Genomic DNA, 23,732 nt, shown 5'->3' with positions numbered 1-23,732 from the left:
TGGGCGTACCCCACTTCCCGGGCGTGACGACATCATCTTCATCAGCGCAGGCGTGATCATGCTGATCCAGGGCCCCCTACTGCCGACGGCAGCCCGGTGGGCCCGGCTTCCGGAGGAGCCCGAGGAGGAAGAACTCCGCCTGGCCGAACTGGCCATCGCTTCTGCCTCCGTCTCCGCAGTCGACGGACTCGCCGACGAACTCCGGACCGGGGCAGAAGTCCGCGGCCGCGCCGCAGACGAGTACCGATCCCACCTGTCGGTATTGCAGGCGCGGAAAGGCGGTTCCGATCCGGTGGCGACTATGCAACCCCGAACTGAGCGCGCGGGATCGCAGCCTCATCACCGTGGCTGTGCTCACCGCCGGCGGGAACACGGACCAGCTGGGTTTCCACATCGGCCGCGCCATCGACAACGGCGTAACGCAGGAAGAGCTCATAGAAGCCATCACCCACGTCACGTTCTACGCCGGCTGGCCAAGGGGCATGTCCGCGATGGGCGTCGCCAAGCAACTCTTCACCGACGACAAGTAAGGACGACCATGAATATTGAACCCACCGTGCCGACCACAAAGAACCCGCCGGCCCAGTTCGCCGGTGACGTGTGGCTGGATCCGATCGCTCTTCCCCATGAGAGCGACCAGACCATGGTCGTCGCAACCGTCCGCTTCGCGCCCGGAGCACGTACCGCCTGGCACTCCCATGAGCACGGCCAGTATCTGCGCGTCACCCAAGGCGTCGGCCGCTTCGGTACCCGGGACGGAAGAATCATCGAGGTCCACCCCGGCCAGACGATCTACACCCCGCCCGGTGAGGAGCATTGGCACGCCGCCGCCCCCGGCTGTTATATGGAACATATTGCCATGCTCCAAAACGGTGAAGACCCGTCCAAGACCACCACTTGGGGCGAGCACATCACCGATGACGAGTACAACGGCCGCTAATCACCGGATGCCATCCACACGAGCCAAGAAGTCGAGGTGGCGTTTCACGTCGGCTCGACGGACCTGACCTGAGTCTTTTTCCATCAAGAACTGAAAGAGAGATAGCCAGATGCGAGCAACTTTTATGTACGGTGCCGGAGACGTGCGCGTGGAGAACGTGCCCGATCCCATCCTGCAGGATGCGACCGACGCGCTGGTGCGCATCGTTCGTTCATGCGTCTGCGGATCCGACCTGCACCCGTACCACAGCATGCCTAAATCCCATGAGGGATCTCCAATGGGCCACGAGTTCATCGGCGTGATCGAGGAGATCGGCAAGGACGTCGCCACGTTGAAGAAGGGTGACTTCGTCATCGCCCCCTTCGCATGGTCTGACGGGACCTGCGACTTCTGCCGTGAGGGCTTGCAGACCTCCTGCCGCCACGGCGGTTTCTGGGCCTCGGGCGGGATCGGCGGCGCCCAAGCTGAGGCCGTCCGCGTACCTTTCGCTGATGGCACACTGGTAAAGGCTCCGGTGGGCGAGGACAGCGAACTGCTGCCGTCGTTGCTGACCCTTTCTGACGTTTACGGCACCGGCTACCACGCTGCCATCAAGGCTGGTGTCAACGCCGGGACCACTGTCACGATCATTGGCGACGGGGCGGTAGGCCTGATGGCGGTGCTGTCAGCCAAGCAGCTTGGGGCCGAGCAGATCATCCTGATGGGCCGGCATCAGGCCCGCACGGACCTCGGTCTGGAGTACGGCGCCACGGACGTCGTCGCCGAGCGCGGCGGGGCCGGCATCGAGAAGGTCCGTGAGCTCACTGACGGCGATGGCACCCACACAGTGCTCGAGTGCGTAGGACACCGGCCGGCGTATGATCAGGCGCTCGGCGTGGTTCGTCCAGGCGGCGTGATCAGCCGCGTGGGCGTCCCGCAGTACGAGGATGCCCCGATCGGGTTCGGTTCCATGTTTGGCCCGAACGTGACCCTCACTGGCGGCCCCGCCCCCGTCCGCGCCTACATCGAAACACTGCTGCCCGGCGTCCTGGACGGCACCGTCAACCCCGGCAAGGTCTTCGACCGCACCATCAGTTTGGACGAAGTGCCCGACGGCTACCGCGCCATGGACAACCGTGAGTCCCTCAAGGTCCTCGTCCGCCCGTAGTGCACCCCCTCCGAGAAGTCGAGCTACAGGGGCATGGTCATGCACGTCGCCAATGTTTCGCCCCATGAGATGTCCGAAGGAGGCGCAACACCAAGACGTTTGATACCCAGCTGGCGACCTACCCCCGGACTTGGGTGTGCGCGGTCGGGACAGTGGGCCGAGGTCCGGCCAAGACGCCGGAGCTTGCCGACGGCGGGCGGAACTAAGGTGCGCAGCTGGCAGGGATTTGCCGGGTCTGAAGGCCCAGGCACTTCGCGGCACGGAGCAAGAGGGCAAAAAAGAGGCTGTGGACAGTGTCCAGACCCTGGGCTTCGGATTCGGTTGTAACGGCCTCGGACTGGGCCGGAGTGGTGATATTTTCGGGGGAGTGGCGGATTTTCAGGGAGGCGGCTGGTTCGAGTCCCACCTCGGGACTTTGGTCGGTCTTTCCTGCTCAGCTTGTGACGCAATACCTGCTATCGGCCCGGGCTAACGTCGGCGCTCACTTAGAGTTGCGGAGGCTCCAGAAGCTGTCGTGCCACGTCGGCATCCGTTATTAGAACATTGATCCACCCTCCTGCGATGGCGCCTCGGATCGCGTCAAGTTTGCGCATGCCTCCGGCGACGCCGATGCGGCGGGGTATCCTCATCATTGCTTCGGCGTCGATGGAGATCATTCGATCTTCGATTGCGGGTTTCATGGGTTGGCCGTTGATGTCGAAGAAACGCAAACATATCTCTCCTACGGCGCCGGCTCGGGAAAGTTCTTTTTCTTCGGCTCTGCTGAGTGCGTTCCCGCTGGCCTGCCACAACGGGGATGCCGGGAACGTCCCGATACCGACTAGCAATGTGGTCAGACGGTCCCAGGCTTCAATCGACGCTTTCACCGCCGGGTCTCCGAGGAATGCCTCGCGGATTTGTGAGTTTGCGACGAGCCCGGGACAGCCCATGTAGTAGGGCTTGGCCGATGTCAGCTCTGCGAGGTGGGAAACAAGACGGGTCGCCTGTAGTTGCGCCTGGGGGCTGCCCACGCCTCCGATGAGTTGTATCACTTCCTTGGCGATTTTTCGTGGCCGTGAGCGCATCGCTTCGACGGTATGCAGGAGTGTCGTGCTCCATGAGGAGATTCCCACGTAGTCGTCGGCGTCGATTGTGGTTTCGAGGTAGGTAGCCGCCGACGAGCCCAAGCGCATTCCCAGTGAAGCGCCGTCCATTACATCGACCACTACAACTTCGCGGAGTTGGTACTTCTCCTCGAGTGCCTTCTCGAGCCCCACATAGATACCGGCTGGCTGGACTATAGACGTCCTCACGATTCCGAGTTCAACAGCGTTCTTTAGGTAGCGCGAGACCCGGGCCTGGGAAAGGTTCAGCCGCTTGGAGATCTCGCCCTGCGACATGCCTTCCTCGTGGTAGAGCACGGCGATCTTGGTGAATAGCCGAAGCTGTTCCGTGCTAACCGACAAGAAGGAAGACGACCCTGTGGTCTGCGTCATATTTCGTCACTTTCGTTGCGGGTTTGAATATTTATGCAGGTGCGAATCGCAACCCTTGCCGCTCTCGTATCTCGCCAGCGGCCGACTTGGGCGACTAGTGCCGCTGAGCGTTGCTCAACGGCGGCCCACGCATCCCGCTGAATGGATATTCAGCACTGAAAGATTCTAACGCCCATAGTCATTTTCCCCTCCATTGCGGGGCCAGATAGCTCATAGACTTTCAACACCAGCCCAACTTCAGAGCCGAAGTTCCGTCAGGAATTTCGATCGCAGTTTCCCGTGGGCCAAGTTGCCTTCACGATCGAAAGCGAAACAGATGACCGACATTAAGTACTCCACCCGCCTCAATTCCTTTGCCCTGGGCAAGGGTAAGAAATACCCGAGCGGCGAAGATTCCGTGATCGACCTGATTGCCCTTGCGGGCAGCGTAAAGGGCCTTACGTCACTTGAACTGAACTACCCGGAGCACTTCGGCCAGCACTCAGTAGAGGACATCAAGGCTGCCCTGGACAGCGCCGGTTTGGACGTTCGCGGCATCCAGCTTCGCTGGCCGGCGCCCCAGTTCGCCAATGGAGGGTTCACTAACCCCGATCCTGCCCTTCGGGAGGCAGCGGTTGGAATGGTGAAGGAAGCCATCAGCCTTTGCCGGGAATTCGGCTCCGACCATGTACTGCTGTGGCCGGCCCATGACGGGTACGAATACCCGCTGCAGATGGACTACATGAAGTCCTGGAACTGGATGGTCGAGAGCCTGCAGGCCGTCGCCGACGTCGACCAGGACATCCGCATCTCGATCGAATACAAGCCGGCCGAGCCACGTGGGCGCACCATCCTGAACACCACGGGCGCCGTCATGAACCTCATTAAGGACTGCGACCGCCAGAACCTCGGGGTGACCCTGGACTTTGGCCACCTGCTGATGGCCCGGGAGAATCCGGCCCAGTCCGCCGCCATGTGCCTGCGCGAGCAGAAACTCTTCGGGCTGCAGCTCAATGATTCGCACGGCGTGGCCGATGACGGCCTCGTGGTAGCGTCGATCCACTTCGCGGAAACGCTGGAGCTTGTGTACTACCTGCTCCGGGAAGGGTACGAGGGAACGTTCTACTTCGACACCGACCCGGTTCGCGAAAACCCGGTCTCGGAATGCGAAATGAACATCAAGAGGATGGGGACCATCATCGACAAGGCCCGCGAGCTGGTCCGCGACCATCCGGACCTGCCCCAGGGCGACGCGCTGCACTCATCATCTGTTCTTTGGTCGAAAGTCGTGGGTGTCTAGGTGCGGTCCAGCAGTATCTGCGTGGTCGGCTCGCTGAACGCGGATCTTATCGCCTACGTTGGCGAAGAGGGGAGCGCGGCGAGCTACGCGACCGGGTCCAACTTTGAAATGGCTGCGGGCGGCAAGAGCCTGAATGCCGCCGCGAGCATCGCGTCGTTGGATCCCTCGGTCACCCTCGTGGGACGTGTCGGGTCGGATGATCTCGGCAATTTCATCACCGGGACCCTCCGGTCGCGCGGTATCAGCACAGAAGGCATCACCCGCGACGAGCGGATCCACACGGGTGTGGGGCACGTCAGAGTCAATCTGGAGGGCGAATACGACACCGTCGTTGTTCCGGGAGCCAACGGGAATTTCTCGGCCGCCGATGTCGACGCCTACCTCGATGGCCACGAACCGCCGGCGTTTGTGGTTCTGAACCTCGAGGTCCCGCTTCCCGCCGTCAGACGCGCAGCCACCCGCTTCCGTGAACTTGGAACAACCGTGGTTTTGAACCTCTCCCCGGTGCATGCGGAGGCGAGAACACTCCTCCGGCTCGCCGACGTCGTGGTCCTGAATCGCAGCGAAGCGTGTCACGTACTGGACGTCCCGCCAGAGACAGACGATCGGCTGCTGCTTACCGCCCTGCGAGAGGCCGGTGCCAGGACCCCGGTCCTGACACTGGGCGGCGGCGGGGTTGTGGCCCTGGACGGGAACGACGTCGTACAGGAAAAAGTCGAACCCATCCGCCTGGTCAACTCGATTGGGGCAGGCGACAGCTTCCTGGCCGCCATGGTCCTGGCGATGGCCAATGACCACCCGTTCCCCGTCAGCCTCCGGGCGGCCAACGAGGCGGGCCGGCTCGTCTGCGGCCGCCCGGAATCCTTCCTCAGACCCGATGACATCCGGCGCATCGAGAACGTCATTGGAGTTCCCCTCGCCAAAGGCTCCATCACACCCGCGCAAGTGTCGGAGAACATCCGTGGCTGAGGACACGACCAATATCAAACGCCGAAACGTATCTTAACCTCTTAACCGCACGACGAGCTGTGGCGCCGGTCCTCCCAGTGAGGCCGTCGCCCTTATAAGAGCATGAATCCCGCCGAGGCGGGCCTTCCAAAGACGAAAGGAATACAGATCATGAACAAATTTCCCAAGGCGGCCACCCAGATCGCCGCGGCCACGGCAGCAGTGGCATTGCTCGCGGCTTGTAGTGCCACCCCTGAAGGGCCCACCGGCCAGTCAACCCCGTCCGGTGACCTGGCAAGCCTCGTTGACGCCTCCGCGAAGACACCGATCAAGGACGTGAAGGCCAGCCTGGGCGACCCTGCGGGTTCGGCCGACACCAAACTTTGCTACATCACCCGGACCCTGTCCAACGAGTTCTGGGGTTTCGAGCGCGACGGGTTCGAAGCCGAGGCGAAGAAGCTCGGCGTCAAGTACCAGACATTCGATGTGACCGACGAATCCTCCATCACCGAGCAGCTGGACAAGGCCAAGAGCGCCGCAAACCAGGGCTGCAGCGCACTGCTTGCGTCGCCCATTTCAGCGACGGGCCTGGACACCGTCTTCACCGATGCCCTCGCAAAGAAGATGCCTGTCGTCATCCTCAACGATGCCAAGGGCAACGTCCCGGGAAGCATCTACGTCGGCCCGGATGCGCTGACGATCGGCGAGACTGCGGCTGATTACATCGCAACCAAACTCCCCGACGGCGGAAAGGTCGCCATGATCGAAGGCGACCCGGGCTCATCCAACGCTCTGAACCGCGGCGAAGGCTTCAAGAAGGGCCTGGCCAAGCATGCCAACCTGCAGCTGGTCGCGTCCCAGACGGCCAAGTGGGATCAGACCAGGGCGCAGGAGATCGCCACCGCCATGCTCACCGCCAACCCCGACATCAAGGCGTTCTACTCGCAGAATGACGGCATGGCATTCGGTGTCGCCGCCGCCATCGCCGCAAAGAATCTCACCGGAAAGGTACTGCTCGTCGGAACTGACGGCATTCCCCAGGCGAAAAAGGAGATCCAGGCGGGCAACATGACGGCCACGGTCAGCGAGCAGCCCGTCGCCGAAGGCGCCAGCGGCGTGGATGCGGCGCTGTGGCTGCTGGCCGGCAAGAAGGTTCCCGGCTGGGTAGATGTTCCCGCCTTCATCATCGACTCCAAGAACGTCGGGGAATACCCGACCGGAATGCCGTAAGGCAGAAACGGTACCCATCATGGTTGCACCGCTGCTGGAATTGCAGAATATCGCGAAGTCATTCCCCGGAGTCCGTGCTCTGAACGATGTGAGCTTCACGTTGGAACGCGGAGAAATCTGCACCTTGGCCGGAGAAAACGGGGCCGGCAAAAGCACACTGCTCGCCATTCTGGGCGGCTCGCTCGTCCCGGATCATGGAGCCGTCATCATCGACGGAACCCAACGGCAGCACTTCTCACCCCGCCAGGCGCTGGCTGACGGGGTGAGAATAGCCCACCAGGAACCTGCCATCGTTCCGCAGCTGTCGGTGGAGCAGAATCTCGTGCTCGGCCGCACATCGCGCGAACGCCGGGACGCCGGCACACACATCGACCAGGCGCTGGCCGACGTCGCCCAGATGGGGTTCCCGCTCAACGCCAAAGCCTCCGTACGGGGCCTCAGCCCCGCCCAGCGACACGCACTGACGATCGCTCGGGCCCTGGCGTTCGGCGCCAAAATCGTAGCCCTCGACGAACCCACCACCAGCATGCTGGAACACAACGTCGAAGGAGTCCTGAACCGGGTGCGCGAAATCGCGCACACGCGCGGGGTAGGCATCATCTACGTTTCACACAAGATGCCCGAGGTCATGAGCGTCTCCGACAAGGTCGTGGTCCTGCGTGACGGCACCGTCAACTACACCAAGCCGATAGTGGAGACATCGGAACAGGACATAGTACGGAACATGGTCGGCCGGGAGCTGCTCTCGTTCAAACGGCAGCACCCTGTCCCACCAGACGCCCCGGTCCTGTTTTCCGCCTCGGACGTCAGCCACCCCACCGGTGGCGGGCCCCTCTCCCTGGACGTCCGCGCCGGCGAAGTGCTGGGCATTGCCGGCTTGGTCGGCTCCGGCCGCACGGAGTTCCTCCGTGCCATCATCAGGGCCGACAAGGGCAGCACCGGGACGGTCAGCATTGACGGGAAAAAGCGCAAAATCCGCTCACCGCGGGACAGCAGAAACGCCGGTATCGCCTTCATCCCCGAAGAACGCAAACACCAGGGCCTGGTCCTGCAGGTCCCCGCCTACTTCAACGTTGCCCTCACCGCGGACCGGCAGTTCAACGGCTTTGGCCCGATCATCAGCCTGCGGAAGCAGATCGCCGCCGCGGAAGAGGCCGCGGCGCGGATGTCACTCCGGCCCGCCAACGTGCGCCTCAACGCCCGCCAGTTCTCCGGCGGCAACCAGCAAAAGATTGTGATCGCCAAGTGGACCTGGCGCAACACCAAAGTATTCCTCTTCGACGAGCCCACAAAGGGCGTGGATGTCGGCGGCAAAGTGGAAATCTACGAACTCATAGACGCTTTGGCCAAGGCCGGAAGCGCGGTGATCGTGGTCTCGTCCGACCTGCCGGAAATTATCTCCCTTAGCGACCGGGTCAAAGTGATGCGGCAGGGTCAGTTCGTCTCCGAGCACACCGGCGACGACATCAACGAACACAGCCTCGTGGCCAACGCCATGGGCATCGCAGAAAGAACAACGACATGAGCCAGCCCACCCTGCCCAAGAATGACGCGGGCGAAGACGGCCGAAAGGCGCCTGTGAACCGGCGGACTGACGCTGCCGCCCCCAGGAAACAACGCACCCTGCCGGCCCTGAACCTCCAGGCACTCGGCATTTACATCGCCGCCGTCGTCATCTTCCTCATCTTCGGGATGCTGAACCCGAACTTCCTCACCTCCGGCAACCTGCGGGATATCGCCGTCTCCGCGAGCGTGAACGCCATCATCGGGCTTGGCATCACATTCGTCATTATCACCGGCGGCATCGACCTGGCTGTCGGCTCAATCGCGAGCTTCGTCGGAATTGTATCCGCCACGCTCATGGTCAATGCCGGGACCTCGCCGTTCCTCGCCCTGCTCGCAGGCATCGGCCTGGGCCTGGTCTGCGGCGCCATCAACGGGCTGCTCATCACGAAACTCAAGCTGCCCCCGTTCATCGCCACCCTCGGAACGATGAGCATTTACCAGGGCTTCGCATACGTGGTCACCAACGGACGGCCTGTCTACAACGTCCCCAAGGACTTCGTCTTCATGCTCAACAGCTACGTCGGCGGCATCCCGGTCGCGGTCATCCTCGTGGCCGTCCTCGCCATCCTCTGTTGGCTGCTGCTCCGCCGGACGGTCTTCGGACAGAACGTCATCGCCACCGGCGGCAGCGAAGAAACGGCATGGCTCTCCGGCGTCCGCGTCGACAGGGTGAAAATCGCCGTCTACGCCCTCTCCGGCGTACTCGCCGGAGTCGGCGGACTGGTCATCGTCGCCCGCATCAACGCGGCCCAGACCGACGCCGGAAGCCCTTACCTGCTGACGGCAATCGCTTCGGCCGTGATCGGCGGAGCCAACCTCATGGGCGGAGAAGGACGGATCGCCGGTACCCTGGTCGGCGCCCTGATCCTCGGAGCGCTCACCAACGGTCTGGTCTTGCTCAACGTCCCGAGCTTCTACGAGCAGATCGTCACCGGCCTCGTCGTCGTGATTGCGGTCGCACTGGACCAAGGCAGCAAAGGCTGGCCGCTATTCAAGAAAAAATCACCCCCCAAGAAGGAAGCAACGGCAACTGCCTGACCCAACCCATGCGGTGACGGGCTCAGGAAGATGCCTACGCACCGAGCATCAGGGACCCGGGCGGCAGCGGATGACACCGCTGCCGCCCTTCCCGCCATCGAGCTCCCGTGTGAGTACCGCTGACGCCCAACCCGCCCTCCGCACGCAGCAACCGAGCCGGCGGAAAAGCGCCCGAAATGAGGAGCTCCCAGTGCTCAATTTCGACATCATCGACGCCCATCATCACCTGTGCGACTTCTCGCGTTCATATCCATGGCTCGAAGGCCCGGCAGAACCGTTCCGCTACCACGGCGATGACCGTCCGCTCCGGCGAAACTACCTCATGGAAAATTATCTGGCTGATACCGCAGGATTCCCTCTGGCTGGATCTGTCCATGTCGAAAACGGGGCCGCCGATCCACTCTGGGAAGCCGACTGGATCCAAAGCGTTCACGACACCAGCGAATTGCCATCGGTTCAAGTAGCCAAAGCATCCCTGGCCGAGCCAGGGGTGCTGTCCCGCCTGGAACGCCTCGCAGCAGTCCCATCGGTGCGTGGTATTCGCGACATTCTCAACTGGCACCCGGACCCCCGATACAGCCATACCGCCCGCCCTGATCTGATCACGGACCCGGGCTGGCTTAGGGGGTTCTCTCATCTTGCCTCCCTGGGGCTGTCCTTCGATCTCCAGGTCTTCCCCGACCAGCTGGACCAAGCAGCGCAGCTGGCCGCCAATCATCCGGACACCACCATCATTCTGGATCACGCCGGCATGCCCATCCACCGCGATCCGGAGTCCCTCCGGCACTGGCGGAAGGGCTTGCAAAAACTGGCGAAGCATCCCAATGTCGTCACCAAAATTTCCGCACTCGGAACGAACGACCACTCCTGGACGACAGAATCAATCCGACCCGTCATCCTCGACACCATCGACGTATTCGGCCCACACCGCACCATGTTCGGAAGCAACTTCCCGGTCGACAGCCTCTACTCCAGCTTCAACGCTCTTTACACGGCGTTCGACGAGATAACCGGTCCCATGTCGGAGCACGAACGCCGTGACTTGTTTGCGGAAACCGCGCGGCGAACTTACAGCATCGGACCAGGGCCTACAACGGGCAAACCGCAGTCCCGGCCGTGAATCACAGCAGTAAGTGGCGGCGTGTTCGTAGCGCTAAATGGCGGCAGCGCTGCGACACGGAAGTGGTTCCCTGCCGCTAGTCCGATGCGGCGGGAGAGCGGACACTCCGCGGTGGTCGCCATCCCTCTTGCGCTCTGATGGCCTGTTGGATGCGCAAGGTAATGTCATGCAACTGGCGTTTCTGAGCGGCTGTCAGCGGGTCGAGGACCAGCCTTCTGACTGTGTCGACGTGACCCGGGGTTGCCTCATTGATCACCTCGAGGCCGGCGTCGGTCAGAGTAGCTCGGGTCGATCTCCCGTCTCTCGGGTCTTGGGAACGCTGAACCCAGCCTCGGCTTTGCAGCCGCGACACTGCGCGAGACAGCCGTGAGAGCGAGCTATTGGCAAAGCCGGCCAGATCACTCATGCGAAGTGTCCGATCAGGTGCGCTAGCTAATGCGAACAGGATGCCGTACTCGAAATGAGTAAGGTCAAAAGCGTGCACCAACGGCGCATCGAGCGCGGGCGGCAACCACTCCAAAACCGTAGCCAGTCCCGCCCACGTTTCGAGGTCTTCCCCAGCGAGAACTACCGGATGGCGGTCATCAGTCATGCGACCAGAGTACGAGGTTCCGGCGAGTTTCGGTGCATTTTTACTTGACTGAGCAACTACCAGTCCGTAGCATTTTAGTTTCCCAAGCAAGTAAAAGATGAGGCACCAAGACCATGGATATGCAGTTAGCGACCAAGCGAGCCTTCGTCAGTGGCTCCACCCAGGGCATCGGCTTCTCAATTGCGAAGGCGCTCCTTCAAGAGGGAGTGTCTGTCGTCATCAACGGGCGCGTTGAGAGCCGGGTCGAGAGCGCGGTCCGAAAACTGAGGTCGGAGGTGCCCGGCGCGATCGTCTCAGGTATTGCTGCTGACTTCCGTGAGCCCGCGGAGGTGCAGCGCCTGCTGAGCTCGCTCGACGGCATCGACATCCTCGTGAACAATGTCGGACTCTTCGAAGTGAAACCCTTCGGGGAGATCTCGGATGATGACTGGGGACGTTACTTTGAGGTCAACGTTATGAGTGGTGTGCGGCTGTCGCGCGCAGTACTTCCCAGGATGATTGCCGCCGGGTGGGGTCGGATCATCTTCATCGGCAGCGAATCGGGAGTAAACATCCCTAGGGATATGACGCACTACGGCGTGACAAAGGCGGGACTGCTCGCCTTGGGTAACGGACTTGCCAAGCTCACCCGTGGTACTGGCGTTACGGTCAACACGATCCTTGGTGGACCTACCTATTCAGACGGTGTCGCCCAAACAATCGAGCGGATCGCCGAGACGCAGCAGCTCGCGGCAACTGAGCTCAAGGCGGTCATCATCAGTGGAAATCAAACCTCGCTCCTTGAGCGGTTCATAGAGCCTGCAGAAATCGCGAACCTGACCGTCTTCCTCGCAAGTCCACTGTCATCCGCGACAAACGGGGCTGCCGTGCGTGCCGATGGAGGCGTGCTGACCTCGATGCTCTGACGAGCATGAGCAAATTCGTGTCGGGGGCGGGGGAAGTGGCGTCGTGAAGGAATTGCTGGAATGGAGGGTGGCCACAGCAGGTCTTTCCTCGGGGTGCATGTTGGGCCGCCAAGAGCCCGGTCGCGACCTTTGGGGCCACCTTCAAGGCCGGGCCCGGCTCCTGGGGTCTGATTCTTCGGTCTCCCGGGCGTAGACTCGCGATCATGACCGCAGCCGAGGTTCCGCACGGCCTTTCGCTTCCGGGTCCGCACCCGGCGGCTACGGTTGGCACGGTCGATCGTATCCTCGGCATCGCCCACGATCTGTTCGCCCGGCGGGGCATCCGCGATGTGGGAGTCAATGAGCTGATCGAGTCCTCCGGGGTTGCCAAGTCGACCTTCTACCGGCATTTCGCATCCAAGGACGATCTGGTCCTGGCAGTTCTGGCTCTCCGGGACCAGATCTGGTTCGCCGAGGTCGTGGCCGAGGCAAAGCGGCGCAGCGCGACCCCGGAGGAAGAGCTGCTGGTCATCTTTGACGTGTTCGCTGACCGGCTCGGTGCCGGCGGATACAGATCCAACCTGTTTATCAAGGTCCTGATGGAAATGGGCCCGGACCACCGCCTGGGCAGGGCCTGCGTGGGATACTTGGCAAGGATCCGGGGACATGTGCAGGCCTTGGCCGAGGACGCCGGGCTGGAGCGCTGCGGTGAATTCGCCCGGTCATGGCACCTCTTGCTGAAGGGCTCCGTGATCTCCGCCATGGAGGGCGATCCGCAGGCCGTTGAGCTCGCCCAGCTGATGGCCCAGTCGCTCATCGAGCGCCACCGCCACGACCCGCACTGACCGAGGCTCTTTTGGTGACAGCGTCAGGGCGTTGAAGAGTGGCTGAAGGGCGGAGACAAGGTTCGCGGAGGGTCTCACACGACCCGGGTTCCGGCAGCCTGGCTCCATCCACCCTGCTGCTCACCATGCCAGAAGGGCGTCGGCTGGGTTCAGGTCAAATGGTCGAAGTCTCCTCGCGCCCAACCAGCGTGCCGTTTGGCGGAATTGTGCAGAATGGCCTTGGCTCCGGACGGGATTACATTGTTGAAATTGCCGTAGATCCGGTCGAACCTGTGTTCTCCCAGCTGCTCGGCGATTCGCAGCGCCACTGCACCGGAAAGCGGCAGATGATTCGGGTAGCTGCGCATAAAGGAGATGGAGCGACGGTCTGGGTTGGGGTACACGCTATCACCGGTCAGTAGAGCTCCTCTGCCGGCCGCTCCTGCAGCCCAGTGGACCACCGCGCTGCCCGGGAAGTGCCCCCGGTCTGGTGCAGTGTCAACCCTTCGGCGATAGTCTGACTGCCGGACCAGTATTCGATGTTCGGATCATTGCGCCCCAGCCATCGTCTGTCTGCGTCCGCCACAAGTACGGGGACGCCGCCGAGCCGATGCGACCATTCGACCTGCACACCAAACATGTGTGGATGGCTGGCGGCAATCGCCAGGACCGGGCCTCGCTCGAGCACTGCCTCCACAGCGTTGTCATCAACATATCCGACTGGATCCCACAGCAGTGAACCCTCGCGTGTTGCCACAAGCTGGGTGGTCTGGCCGATCCCGACTCTTGGCTGCGTCTGGATCGCGATAAGCCCCGGCTCGTTCTCCTTGACCAACGTCTGTTGGCCCTCCTGCGCCAGACCGTCCAGGGTGAGCCACTTTTGCCCGTCCTCGGGCACATACTGCCGCTCATCGCTGCAGATTGGGCAGACCTCCGGGGTAGGTTCGTCGCGTTCGACGGCACAGGTTGCGCAGATCAGCATGGTTGGTCCCTTCCAAGCATTTCGTGTCCTGCTGTGCCGCCTTCTTCACCTCCGGCCGCGGGCCGGCGTGCCCAGACTATGGCACTGCAAGCTGTCCTAGGAAGGGAGAAACTTCGCTGCTCGCCGCCGTCGAAAATCGGTTGGTCCCGCACGATGCCCGATGATGGCTCGCGATGGGGCGGTGTGGGCCGTTCACGCGTCGTGCCGGAGAAGGCCGCGACGGGAAGCGCCCGGGCGTGCGGCTCGGGCGAAGGTCCGATCAGGCCTTGGCGAGCGGCAGCACCAGCATGTAGCCGGTCGGCAGATTGCTGCTCCAGCGTCGCGGCTCGCGGACGACGAACTGCGTCGCCAACTGCTTGGGGGTGAGCAGGCTGTTGGGCGCGGGGGACGGTCCCCACTGATCGTCGCCGTACGGGTAGAGCGGATCTTGGACCCGAATGCCAGTGACTGAGAACTCCGGGAACTGGTCGGGATCGCCGAGCGACTTGAAGCCGCTCATCACCCATACGTGGCGACCCCGCCACATGACCAGCCCGACCGGCCGTCCCGTATCTGCGATGGCACGCGCAGCGGTCTGCAGCGCTTCCTCGTAGTCGGCGATGCTGACGACCGCGTAGGGCCCCATCCCGGACTCGTTCAGCACTTTCGCCCAACCCAAGGGGTTGGCGCCGTTGAACGAGTTGGACGACCGTGCCCGGGCCATCTCCCACAGCTCGCCCTGCTGAACGCGGTCGGCCCATGTGCGCGCCCCTTTGTCGTCGATGAGGTTATGCATGATCTGGATGCTCGCCGCCACACACCATTCAAAGGTGTACTGCGGAACGAAGTCCCCCTCCTCGTAGAGGTTGAGGGCGAACGCCTTGGGCATCGGGGTCGGCGTGGGAACCGATGTCGGGGTGGGGGATTGGGGCCGGTAAGGAGCGGGGATGTCATCGCGTGCGGCTGGCGGGGCCGAGGAGGTCTGGATCGGTCGATCGAAGGCGGCCTCATCGGGTCTGATAGCGGGCGAGCAGGCCGAGATGAGGGTCGCTAGGCTGACGAACCAGGCCAGAAGACGGAGCTTGGCACCGATCATGATCAACCCATTTTAGCGCGACGCGACGGGGATGCATCGAGAAGGGGATGGCGCAAACGCACGTCGAGGAGGCGTCACTACAGAGTCAGCCCGTACGATGCCTGGCAGCGCCTGCTTGCAGGTAACGAGCTTTTCGTTTCGGGAGGTTCGATGCACCCGAACCAGAACGCCTCACCGGAGTCCCTTAAAGCCGGCTCGGCATCGGCGGGCATGGATGATGGCGCAGGCTCCTAGTCGGGCCTTCCCACGACGACGTGTGACGGGCTGTGAGTGACGTACCCCGTAAGCCAGGAGGAGAGTGCACGGACCTTCTGCTGGGTGCCGGGGAGCAAGGCGAGGTGCACGCCGAGCCAGGAGAGGAACGCCAGTGGTCCCTGGAGCTGGATGCGTTTGCGGCCCAGTTCGGCGACCGCTGCGCCACGGCCGACCATGGCCATGTAACCCTTGTCCCAGTAGGCGAAAGGCTTCCGGGTGCCGCCGGTAAGGTCAGCCTGGATGTTGCGGGCGGCCCATTTTCCGGACTGTTCGGCAACAGAGCCGAGCTGGGGCAGTTTGGCGCCGGTGGCGTCGGTGATGTTGGCGGAGTCACCCAGGACGTAGACGCCTTCGGTGCCGGGCGCGGTCAGGTCCGGCAGCACGTCGATACGTCCTCCTTTCCCCTGCGGCAGGCCGGATTCGGCGATGATTTTTCCGGCTTTCAGGCCCCCGGCCCAGACGACGATCTGCGCGGGAATGATGGTCCCGTCCGCCAGCGTCACGCCGTCGGGTCGGACCTCGGTAACGCCCTGGCCCATGTGCAGCTGAACGCCAAGTTTTATCAGCCGGTCCCGCGTGTACGCCTGCGACTTGGCAGAGAAGGGCATGAGCACGTTCGGCACCATGTCCACAAGATGGATGCGGCACCGGGCGGCCAGCCCGGGCGAAAAATATTTGGGCACCAGGTACTTGATGTTCTCGGCGAGGGCGCCGGCTGTCTCCACACCCGTGGGGCCGCCGCCGACCACGACCACCTCTGCGCTGCCGGTCTTCGCACGGTCCGCCTGGTCCAAGGCTGTAGTGAGGGCAGTGCTCAGGCGCGTGGCGTCGGCCACTGAGTACAGCGGATAGGCATGTTCTTCGGCGCCGGGAGTGTCGAAGAAGTTAGGTACTGCACCTGCGGCAACGACCAGGATCTTCGCCTGGTAGCGGGATCCGTCCACAGTGGTGACGGTACGGGTGGCGGAATCAATCGCCGTCACCTCCGCAGTGAGCACCCGGACACTTTCGGTGCTGCGGAACACGGACCGCAGCGGCCGGGCCACCGCGGACACGCCGATCTGCGAAGCAGCCACTTGATAGAGGAGGGGCTGGAACTGGTGGTAATTGTTCGCGTCAATAAGGAGGACCCGAATGCCTTTGCGCCCAAGCTGCTCAGCTGCTGTCATGCCGGCAAACCCGCCGCCGACCACGATCACCTGATATGTTTCGTCCATTGGTGCAACATACCCTGCCAGGCAACACTGCAACAGGGCAGGTTTTCGGTTCTTCTCCACGGTTCTCGGGAATCCTGGCGGAGACAGGCGCCGGCCGGGCCGCCCTACAGGACAGCCGGTTCCAAGCCGAGAAGCCGGCAGAGCAGGCACCACTTCCGCACCCATGTGCAGGATGCGTCGCGGATGGGCCAACCTGACGTACTGGCTAGTGCAGAATGTCGCTAATCTCCGCCCGGACCAGCCGCTCGGCCAGTTCGCCAAGGTCCAGGTTCAGGACGGCTTTGAGGGCGCGTGCCATGTTGGGGGCGGCGGCAAGGAATTCGGCCAGGCCCGGATCAGATTCCAGCTCCCGTCCAAGCTTTTCCCTGACCTCATCGGCGGTCCAGTGGCTGTCGGTGTGCTGACTGGTGAGTACTGTCTTGGCGTTCATGGCCCTGCCCTTCGTTTGCCCCGTGCATTGGCTTTGCCATGTACGACAATGCCGGGCTGGGCTCAAGAATCGGTCAGGCAACGGGCCAGTTTTGGACAGGTTTCGGCCAAGTTTTCCTAAAGGTCCATACCGGGACTAATTCGGCGTGTGGCACGGTTATGCACCTGGGACCAGTCTGAGCTGCGGGCACGCACCTCGCTTTGATGACAACGGGAAAGAGATTACATGACGACGACGACTGCCGAGGGAGTCGGGTTCCGTTCCCGGCGGGGACCGATCCTCATTGCCCTGATGCTCTCGACGGGCCTGGTGGCCACCGATTCGACGATCGTTGCAACGGCGGTGCCGTCGATCGTTGCGGACGTCGGCGGATTCACGTCCTTTCCGTGGCTTTTTTCGGCCTATCTGTTGGCGCAGGCAGTGTCGGTGCCGGTCTACGCGAAACTCTCGGACGTCGTCGGCCGCAAGCCGATCATCCTCAGCGGCATCGGACTTTTCCTGCTGGGTTCGATCCTCTGCGGAGTGGCCTGGAGCATGCCGGCCCTCATCGCGTTCCGTGTGCTTCAGGGGCTGGGCGCGGGAGCAGTGCAGCCGGTGGCGATCACCATTGCCGGCGATATCTATACGCTGACCGAGCGGGCAAAGGTGCAGGGCTACCTTGCCAGCGTGTGGGCGATATCCTCCGTTGTTGGCCCCACGCTCGGGGGCGTCTTCGCCTCGCTGGGCATCTGGCGCGGGATCTTCCTCGTGAACATCCCGCTTTGCCTGCTCGCAGGGTGGATGCTGATCCGAACGTTCCACGAGAATGTCGAGCGCGCCAAGCACCGGGTGGACTATTTGGGGGCCGGACTGCTCACAATTTCACTCAGCCTGCTCATCCTTGGGGCTCTCGAGGGCGGCCAGGCGTGGGCCTGGAACTCTTCCATCAGCATCACCGTCTTCGCCGTCGGAGCTCTCCTGTTTGCCGCGTTCCTCCTCGTCGAGAGGCGGGCGGCGGAGCCGGTCCTGCCGCCGTGGGTCGTGTCGCGTAGGCTGCTGGCGACGACGGCGATGATCTCTTTCGGCGTCGGTGCAGTCATGCTTGGCCTCACCTCCTACGTTCCCACGTTCCTCGAAGGTGCCCTCTCGACCTCCCCGATTTTCGCCGGACTCGCCTTGGCGGCACTGACCATTGGCTGGCCGATCAGCGCGTCACAAGCGGGCCGGTTCTATCTACGGATCGGTTTCCGGAGGACCGCGCTGATCGGCGTCACAGTCACTGTCATCGGGACAGCCATTCTGGCTCTAACTGCCTCCGCGCCCAACGTTGCGGTGGCAGCGGCAGGTTGCTTCGTCGTCGGACTTGGACTGGGGCTGGTAGCGACCCCGAGCCTCATCGCCGCCCAGTCAAGCGTCGAATGGAATGAGCGCGGGGTAGTCACCGGTACGAACCTTTTCGCGCGTTCGATCGGCAGTTCCATCGGCGTCGCCGTTTTCGGGGCAGTGGCCAACGCGATCTACGCCAGTGCCCCCGGCGGCGTTTCCGATCCGCACACCATCGTGTCGGCGTCGAGCGCCGTATTCCTGGCTGTACTGGTCTGTGCGGTACTCACGGTCGTCGCCGTCGCCGCGATGCCTGCCGTGGACGCAAAGAGCACGACCCCCGACGCGGCCGCCAAGGCCAACGCGGCATCCTCACCGGATTAGGACCCTATTCGACTCCGGTGTACTGCTTGCTGCGGCTTCTTCGGTCGAACGGTTTGAACAGTCTGAGGTCGGGTGACTGCCAGGATCATGCCGATGCCGGCCAGCGAAGAAATCATCGCGGAGCCCCCGTAGGAGATGAACGGCAAGGGCACGCCGATGACCGGGAGCAGGCCGGTGACCATAGCGATGTTCACGACGGCCTGACCAATGATCCAGGTGATCACGCTGGAGGAGACAATGCGGGCGAACGGGTCCTGGGTCCGGGCAATGACCTTGAAAACCGCGACGCCGAGGACCGTAAACAGCACGAGCACCAGGAGAGTTCCGGCGAGGCCGAGTTCCTCGCCGAGGATGGTGAAGATGAAGTCGTTGTGGGCTTCGGGGATCCAGTTCCATTTCTGCCGGCTCTGCCCCAGGCCCACCCCGAACCAGCCGCCCGAGGCCAAGGCGTACTGGCCGTGCAGCGCCTGGTAGCCGACCCCCTGGGAATCGTCCGCGGAACCCGCACCGAGCCAGGACGCAATCCGCCCGACGCGGTTGCCGCTGGTGGCAGCCAGGATGAGGGCTAACATCGCGCCGAGAATCCCGGCGACACCGAAAACTTTCATCCGTACCCCGCCGTAAAACATCGTGGCGGCGAGGATCATCATGATGATCATGGCCGTGCCCAGGTCATGGCCGAGAGCGACAAGCCCGATGATGACGGCGCCTGCCGGCACGAGCAACGGGACGACGGCGTGTCTCCACTCGTGCACGAGAGCCTGCTTGCGGGACAGGACGGCCGCCGCCCAAATAACGAGCGCGAGCTTCGCGAACTCGGAAGGCTGGACGGTTAACCCGCCGACGCCCAGCCAGTTCCGGTTGCCGTTCACCGTCATGCCCAGGGGTGTGAAGACCATGCCGAGGGATACGACGGCGGCCCCCAAGAGCGGCCAGGCAAGCCAGCGGATGTGCCGGGTCCGGAGGCGTGCCAGGCCGAACATGATGGCTATCCCGGCTGCCGTCCACATGGCCTGCTTAAGCGGAAGATCGTACGGGTTTTTTCCGGCCGCCACTGATTCCACCGACGACGCGGAGGCAACCTCGATCAGGCCGAGTGCTGCCAGAACCAGTACAACCGCCAGGATGACCGGCCGGGTGCGGTCCCCGGACTCCTCACCGAGCCAGCGTCCGATGCGGAGCAGGACATCGCCGCGGCCCGCCATTTTGCTCGATGGATGCGTGGCGGTCATTTGCTTATCACTGTTTCCTTCCCTCAGGCCGGCCCTGCTCCGGGCCGTTCCGGGAAGGAGAAACCCGCCGGGGAAAAATCATACGTCCTTGTCTGCGGGATCAGGTGCTTTGCCCGGACATGAAGTCATCCCATGTAGAGGTGCCAGCGCCGTGGCTGCCTCACCGGGGGAGCGGAACAGAACTCCTGGAGGTCGGCGACCAGCCGGAAGTACCGGCCGGATTCGAGGGCTGCGAGCGCCGTGCCGTAAGCCACTTCGTGTGAGGGGACCGAGTGGCTGAGCGGAGCCAGTGCCTGGGTGAGCCAGGTCAGTTCTGTGCGGAGCGCATCCACCGCAGTCCGGTCGAACAGCTTGCGGTCCCCGAGGACTGACCAGACCCGTCCCGTGGCGGCACTCATGGCGCTTGCGGCATCCTGTTCGCCGGACCGCACACTGGGGTCGTAACAGAGCAGTGCAGAGACCTGATCGCAAAGAAAGGATGATGCGATCGGCTCGGCGTGGTGATGGGTTCTCTCCAGAGCGTTCAGCATTTTTCTGTCCCGACTGTCCCGATGCCCAGGTCCACAGAAGACCCAGAGATTTCATCGTCTTCGATACATCCCATGCTGACCTGCAGGTCTGAGACAGCCATGAGAAGCCGGTGAGGGTCTTCTCATGCGCGATGTCGTCCCTTTGGCAACCTCCTGTCTCCGCCGGCGGGGGTTGCCTTTTTACCGGCGTGGGCTGATTCGAGGCGTCTTCGGCGGATGCACCGGACTGGCAGTCGGATGGCTGGTCACGGCGCCGAATTCACGAGTTGGAGCTTCGATGTGAGGTGCTCAACAGCGTCCGGCGACAGGTCGGCGCCGACGATCGCGTAGAGGGCGTGCGCCTTGTTGCCCTGGGAGATGAAGGCCATCACCTTGATGAGATCCGAATCCATGGTCGGAGGCCAAGCGATGACCAGTTTCCCGTTCTCGAAGTCCAGCGTGCCGGATACGGCCCACGCGTCATTTTCCTGAAGGGAGAGCGCCCCGGGGTTGTCCCAGCGAAAAACTCCATAGTGCCTGTCGCCACCCACTTCGGTTGTGTAGTGGAGCCGTCCCTTTGTGCCGGTCATGGGGCCGGAATCCCTGGTAAGGCACGCGGCCAACTGCCACGCGCCGATCTGTTCCGGGGGCAGGACGTTGTGACCGGGATCTGCGCCGTCCGCCCATTTGCCTTGCTTGTGCGCTTCCCTCGTCAGCTCAAACGAACAGTTCGTCAGATTGGCCACACGGATCGCCACCGTATCATCGGCGTCGAGCGTGTCGTATACCGCACTCAATTCCTTTTCAGCTGCCTGCGCGGCCGCAGCTATTTTTTTGGTGGTTTCGTCGACGGCAGAGGCGATGTCACTCACGGGTTCAATTGCCTGAACGATTGCCATGGGGGTTTCCTATCGAGGGGCTCAGGACAGAGTATTGGCCAACAAGATATGCGTGCGTATTGGCAATAGTGGACCGGAGCGATTGGCCGGTCAAGGTGCCCGGCATACCCGGTCATCACAGATGAGGGGCGGCCGGGGGCGTGTTCGACAGTCACTCGGCAACCAGCATGATGCTGATTGTTCACCGCGAGGCGATGAAGGTCGCCGTGAGGAGGCCAGAGCAATGACAGAATCCATGGGCAGGGTGGTCTGCGACATCACGGTCACGGCTGACGGCTATTCTGCCGGGCTCAACCAGACCGAGCAGCGCCCGTTCGGCGACGACGGCGGCGACGGCTCCGGAGACGGACTGCACGCGTGGATGTTCAAGACTCCCGAGGAGAGCCGGGCGGAAATCGACCGGATCGTTGCCGCCAAGGCCTTCATCATGGGGCGTAACATGTTCGGCCCTGTGCGTGGTGAGTGGGATCGGCAGTGGAACGGCTGGTGGGGCGACAATCCACCCTTTCACGGCCCGGTGTTCGTGCTCACGCACCACGCCCGCGAACCGCAGCCGATGGACGGTGGCACCACGTTCCACTTCGTCACCGACGGCATCGAGTCGGCGCTGGCCCAGGCACGCGCGGCGGCCGGCGACGCCGATGTGGCGATCGCGGGCGGCGCGACAACCATCAACCAGTACCTCGCCGCCGGCCTGATCGACGAGCTGCGGGTGCACATTGCGCCGCTCACGTTCGGCGCCGGCACACGGCTGTTTGAAGGCGTCCCGCCGCTGAAGCTCGAGCAGGTCGAATCGCGGGCAGCGAGCCTGGTCACGCATGTGACCTACCGCGTGCTGTCCTGAACCGGATCAGCAGCGCCGAATGATGTGAATACGTTCAGCTCAGATACGCGTCGGCTACGGACAGGGCTTCGTCCAAAATGGCCAGGCCCGCGGAAGTATCAGCGTCAGTCACATTGAGGGGCGGAGCGATGTTGACGCGGTTGCCCTGGACAAGCGTTAGCAGCCCCCGTTCCAGGCACGCCTTGGTGAAGGAGACCATCGGTGCGGTCTCGGCGGTCGTGGCCCCTGCGGGCACGAGCGGCTGTTTGGTCAGCCGGTCACGGACCAGCTCAAGGCTCCACAGGCCGCCGATGCCGCGCACGTCCCCTACGGCCGGGTGCTTCTCGGCGAGCTGCCGGAGTGCCGGCCCGAGGATCTCGGCGCCAAGGCGAGCAGCTGCCGCGGCGGTGTGCTCTTCATGCATCGCGTTGTTGGCGCCGATGGCGGCCGCGCAGGCAAGTGGGTGGCCGCTGTATGTCATGCCGGCCGGGTAGGGGCGTTTGGTGAACGTCTCGTAGATCGTGTCGCTGACCAGCACGCCGCCCAGCGGCACGTAACCGGAATTAACGCCCTTCGCGAACGCCATCAGGTCGGGTGCCACCCCGTCGTGGTCCACGCCGAACCAGGCTCCCGTGCGGCAGAAGCCGACCATCACTTCGTCGGCGATGTAGACGATACCGTGGCGGTCGCACAGGTCGCGAACGCCCCGCAGGTAGCCGGGCGGCGGCACGATGACACCAGAACTGCCGATCACTGATTCCAAGACCAGGCCGGCGATCGTCGACGGGCCTTCCAGGAGGATCACCTGCTCGAGATGGGCCAGCGCCCGCTCGCACTCCTCGTCCGGCGTCCTTGATCCGAAGGCCGACCGGTACAGGAAAGGACCGAAGAAGTGGACTGCACCCGCCGCGCCCGTGTCCGAGCCCCAGCGGCGCGGATCGCCCGTGAGGTGGATGGATGTCGTGGTCGAGCCATGATAGGACCGGTACGCAGCGAGCACCTTTGGCCGTCCCGTGTGGAGACGCGCCATCCGTACCGCATGCTCAATGGCTTCCGTTCCGCCGGTGGTGAACAGCACGTGACCGAGGTGTTCCGGCGCGACTTCTACTATCAGCCGGGCCGCTTCGCCCCGTACATCTGACGCGTGGCCAGGAGCGAGGGTGCACAGCCTGTCAGCTTGTTCCTTGATCGCAGCGACGACGCGCGGATGTTGGTGACCGAGGTTGGTGAACACCAGTTGCGAACTGAAGTCCAGGTACCGTCGTCCATTGCTGTCGACGACGTGGCTCCCCGATCCGCCGATCAGGCTTGGCACTTCGCGCGGCCCCTGAACAACCCAGGGATGGAAGACCAGATCGTCGGGATTCATGACATGCTCCATTGCTTGAGTGCCGGACGGTTCACCCTCTGCTTCACATTGGCACCTTCCAGCACCAGTTTCCAGAGCCCTGCCCTCGTCACCCGGCGAAGGACCCGCGGGGCCCGGAACCTCAGCGCGAGGAACGCGGTGAACAGGAGCCCTTGAACGGCTGACCGCTGCATGGATAGCATGGCCGGCACGGGCGTCGACGGCGCAGCGCG

At 63.2% G+C, this 23,732-nt stretch carries 22 protein-coding genes and 1 pseudogene; 13 read left to right on the top strand and 10 right to left on the bottom strand.

All coding sequences use genetic code 11. The features are described from left to right. The first annotated feature begins 161 nt into the window (after positions 1-161). The 3 genes from CXZ05_RS23615 to CXZ05_RS21605 all read left to right on the top strand — a co-directional run bounded on the left by CXZ05_RS23615 (position 162) and on the right by CXZ05_RS21605 (position 2,087). Positions 162-530 carry a carboxymuconolactone decarboxylase family protein gene (locus CXZ05_RS23615; protein ID WP_308411015.1) on the top strand — a complete coding sequence of 123 codons (369 nt, stop codon included), beginning with the start codon at positions 162-164 and terminating at the stop codon, positions 528-530. An 8-nt stretch (positions 531-538) separates the two neighbouring features. Beyond that, positions 539-940, top strand: a complete 402-nt coding sequence (locus CXZ05_RS21610) for a cupin domain-containing protein (protein WP_102974511.1) — start codon at positions 539-541, stop codon at positions 938-940. A 109-nt stretch (positions 941-1,049) separates the two neighbouring features. Further along, positions 1,050-2,087, top strand: coding sequence for a zinc-dependent alcohol dehydrogenase family protein (locus CXZ05_RS21605; RefSeq protein ID WP_102974510.1), 1,038 nt, complete (start codon positions 1,050-1,052; stop codon positions 2,085-2,087). Between the two features lie 485 nt (positions 2,088-2,572). Here CXZ05_RS21605 and CXZ05_RS21595 read toward each other — a convergent pair whose 3' ends face one another. Next, on the bottom strand, positions 2,573-3,562 hold the full coding sequence (locus CXZ05_RS21595; protein ID WP_102974508.1) for a sugar-binding transcriptional regulator: 990 nt from the start codon (positions 3,560-3,562) through the stop codon (positions 2,573-2,575). Positions 3,563-3,878: 316 nt separating this feature from the next. Here CXZ05_RS21595 and CXZ05_RS21590 point away from each other — a divergent pair, with 316 nt between their 5' ends. The 6 genes from CXZ05_RS21590 (at position 3,879) to CXZ05_RS21565 (ending at position 10,743) form a co-directional block, all read left to right on the top strand. Then, positions 3,879-4,841, top strand: a complete 963-nt coding sequence (locus tag CXZ05_RS21590) for a sugar phosphate isomerase/epimerase (RefSeq protein ID WP_102974507.1) — start codon at positions 3,879-3,881, stop codon at positions 4,839-4,841. Beyond that, a complete protein-coding gene (locus tag CXZ05_RS21585; RefSeq protein ID WP_102974506.1) occupies positions 4,842-5,810 on the top strand; it encodes a PfkB family carbohydrate kinase in 969 nt (322 codons plus the stop codon). Between the two features lie 150 nt (positions 5,811-5,960). Then, a complete protein-coding gene (locus CXZ05_RS21580; RefSeq protein ID WP_180987494.1) occupies positions 5,961-7,019 on the top strand; it encodes a substrate-binding domain-containing protein in 1,059 nt (352 codons plus the stop codon). Beyond that, the gene (locus CXZ05_RS21575; protein WP_102974504.1) at positions 6,958-8,544 is read left to right on the top strand and encodes a sugar ABC transporter ATP-binding protein; all 1,587 of its coding nucleotides are present in this window, start codon (positions 6,958-6,960) and stop codon (positions 8,542-8,544) included. The genes CXZ05_RS21580 and CXZ05_RS21575 overlap by 62 nt, the downstream gene beginning before the upstream one ends. Continuing rightward, the gene (locus CXZ05_RS21570; RefSeq protein WP_102974503.1) at positions 8,541-9,623 is read left to right on the top strand and encodes an ABC transporter permease; all 1,083 of its coding nucleotides are present in this window, start codon (positions 8,541-8,543) and stop codon (positions 9,621-9,623) included. The genes CXZ05_RS21575 and CXZ05_RS21570 overlap by 4 nt, the downstream gene beginning before the upstream one ends. A 190-nt stretch (positions 9,624-9,813) precedes the next feature. Beyond that, complete coding sequence (locus tag CXZ05_RS21565) at positions 9,814-10,743, top strand: amidohydrolase (RefSeq protein ID WP_180987492.1); 930 nt, start codon at positions 9,814-9,816, stop codon at positions 10,741-10,743. A 76-nt stretch (positions 10,744-10,819) separates the two neighbouring features. On the opposite strand, the gene CXZ05_RS21560 is transcribed toward CXZ05_RS21565, so the two are convergent. Further along, complete coding sequence (locus CXZ05_RS21560; RefSeq protein WP_102974501.1) at positions 10,820-11,335, bottom strand: MarR family winged helix-turn-helix transcriptional regulator; 516 nt, start codon at positions 11,333-11,335, stop codon at positions 10,820-10,822. Between the two features lie 113 nt (positions 11,336-11,448). Here CXZ05_RS21560 and CXZ05_RS21555 point away from each other — a divergent pair, with 113 nt between their 5' ends. Further along, on the top strand, positions 11,449-12,240 hold the full coding sequence (locus CXZ05_RS21555; RefSeq protein ID WP_102974500.1) for an SDR family NAD(P)-dependent oxidoreductase: 792 nt from the start codon (positions 11,449-11,451) through the stop codon (positions 12,238-12,240). A 203-nt stretch (positions 12,241-12,443) separates the two neighbouring features. Beyond that, a complete protein-coding gene (locus CXZ05_RS21550) occupies positions 12,444-13,064 on the top strand; it encodes a TetR/AcrR family transcriptional regulator (protein ID WP_102974499.1) in 621 nt (206 codons plus the stop codon). A gap of 149 nt (positions 13,065-13,213) precedes the next feature. Here CXZ05_RS21550 and CXZ05_RS21545 read toward each other — a convergent pair. The 4 genes and pseudogenes from CXZ05_RS21545 to CXZ05_RS21530 all read right to left on the bottom strand — a co-directional run bounded on the left by CXZ05_RS21545 (position 13,214) and on the right by CXZ05_RS21530 (position 17,002). Continuing rightward, positions 13,214-14,025, bottom strand: a pseudogene (locus CXZ05_RS21545) (hydrolase). A 259-nt stretch (positions 14,026-14,284) separates the two neighbouring features. Continuing rightward, positions 14,285-15,100: a hypothetical protein gene (locus CXZ05_RS21540; protein ID WP_102974518.1), complete on the bottom strand. Its 816-nt coding sequence runs from the start codon at positions 15,098-15,100 to the stop codon at positions 14,285-14,287. Positions 15,101-15,330: 230 nt separating this feature from the next. After that, complete coding sequence (locus CXZ05_RS21535; RefSeq protein ID WP_102974498.1) at positions 15,331-16,572, bottom strand: NAD(P)/FAD-dependent oxidoreductase; 1,242 nt, start codon at positions 16,570-16,572, stop codon at positions 15,331-15,333. Positions 16,573-16,777: 205 nt separating this feature from the next. Continuing rightward, complete coding sequence (locus tag CXZ05_RS21530; RefSeq protein ID WP_102974497.1) at positions 16,778-17,002, bottom strand: hypothetical protein; 225 nt, start codon at positions 17,000-17,002, stop codon at positions 16,778-16,780. A gap of 225 nt (positions 17,003-17,227) precedes the next feature. Here CXZ05_RS21530 and CXZ05_RS21525 point away from each other — a divergent pair, with 225 nt between their 5' ends. After that, entirely contained in the window at positions 17,228-18,688 is a 1,461-nt protein-coding gene (locus CXZ05_RS21525; RefSeq protein ID WP_102974496.1) for an MFS transporter, read from the top strand. Here CXZ05_RS21525 and ftsW read toward each other — a convergent pair. The 3 genes from ftsW to CXZ05_RS21510 form a co-directional block, all read right to left on the bottom strand. Next, a complete protein-coding gene (gene ftsW / locus CXZ05_RS21520) occupies positions 18,685-19,920 on the bottom strand; it encodes a putative lipid II flippase FtsW (protein WP_102974495.1) in 1,236 nt (411 codons plus the stop codon). The two genes, CXZ05_RS21525 and ftsW, sit on opposite strands and share 4 nt — an antisense overlap. Before the next feature lie 125 nt (positions 19,921-20,045). Further along, positions 20,046-20,318: a hypothetical protein gene (locus CXZ05_RS21515; RefSeq protein ID WP_102974494.1), complete on the bottom strand. Its 273-nt coding sequence runs from the start codon at positions 20,316-20,318 to the stop codon at positions 20,046-20,048. Between the two features lie 377 nt (positions 20,319-20,695). Continuing rightward, positions 20,696-21,328, bottom strand: coding sequence for a hypothetical protein (locus CXZ05_RS21510; protein ID WP_102974493.1), 633 nt, complete (start codon positions 21,326-21,328; stop codon positions 20,696-20,698). 235 nt (positions 21,329-21,563) lie between these two features. Here CXZ05_RS21510 and CXZ05_RS21505 point away from each other — a divergent pair, with 235 nt between their 5' ends. Continuing rightward, on the top strand, positions 21,564-22,172 hold the full coding sequence (locus CXZ05_RS21505) for a dihydrofolate reductase family protein (protein ID WP_219726581.1): 609 nt from the start codon (positions 21,564-21,566) through the stop codon (positions 22,170-22,172). A gap of 34 nt (positions 22,173-22,206) precedes the next feature. Here the strand turns inward: CXZ05_RS21505 and CXZ05_RS21500 are convergent, their stop codons facing one another. Continuing rightward, a complete protein-coding gene (locus CXZ05_RS21500) occupies positions 22,207-23,520 on the bottom strand; it encodes an aspartate aminotransferase family protein (protein ID WP_102974491.1) in 1,314 nt (437 codons plus the stop codon). Positions 23,521-23,732 lie beyond the last annotated feature (212 nt).

Origin of the sequence: Arthrobacter sp. AFG20 (genome assembly GCF_002892795.1) — a bacterium.
Classification (GTDB): domain Bacteria; phylum Actinomycetota; class Actinomycetes; order Actinomycetales; family Micrococcaceae; genus Arthrobacter.
The sequence above is the reverse complement of the archived record's forward strand: the minus strand, read 5'-3'. Positions and strand labels throughout refer to the sequence as shown.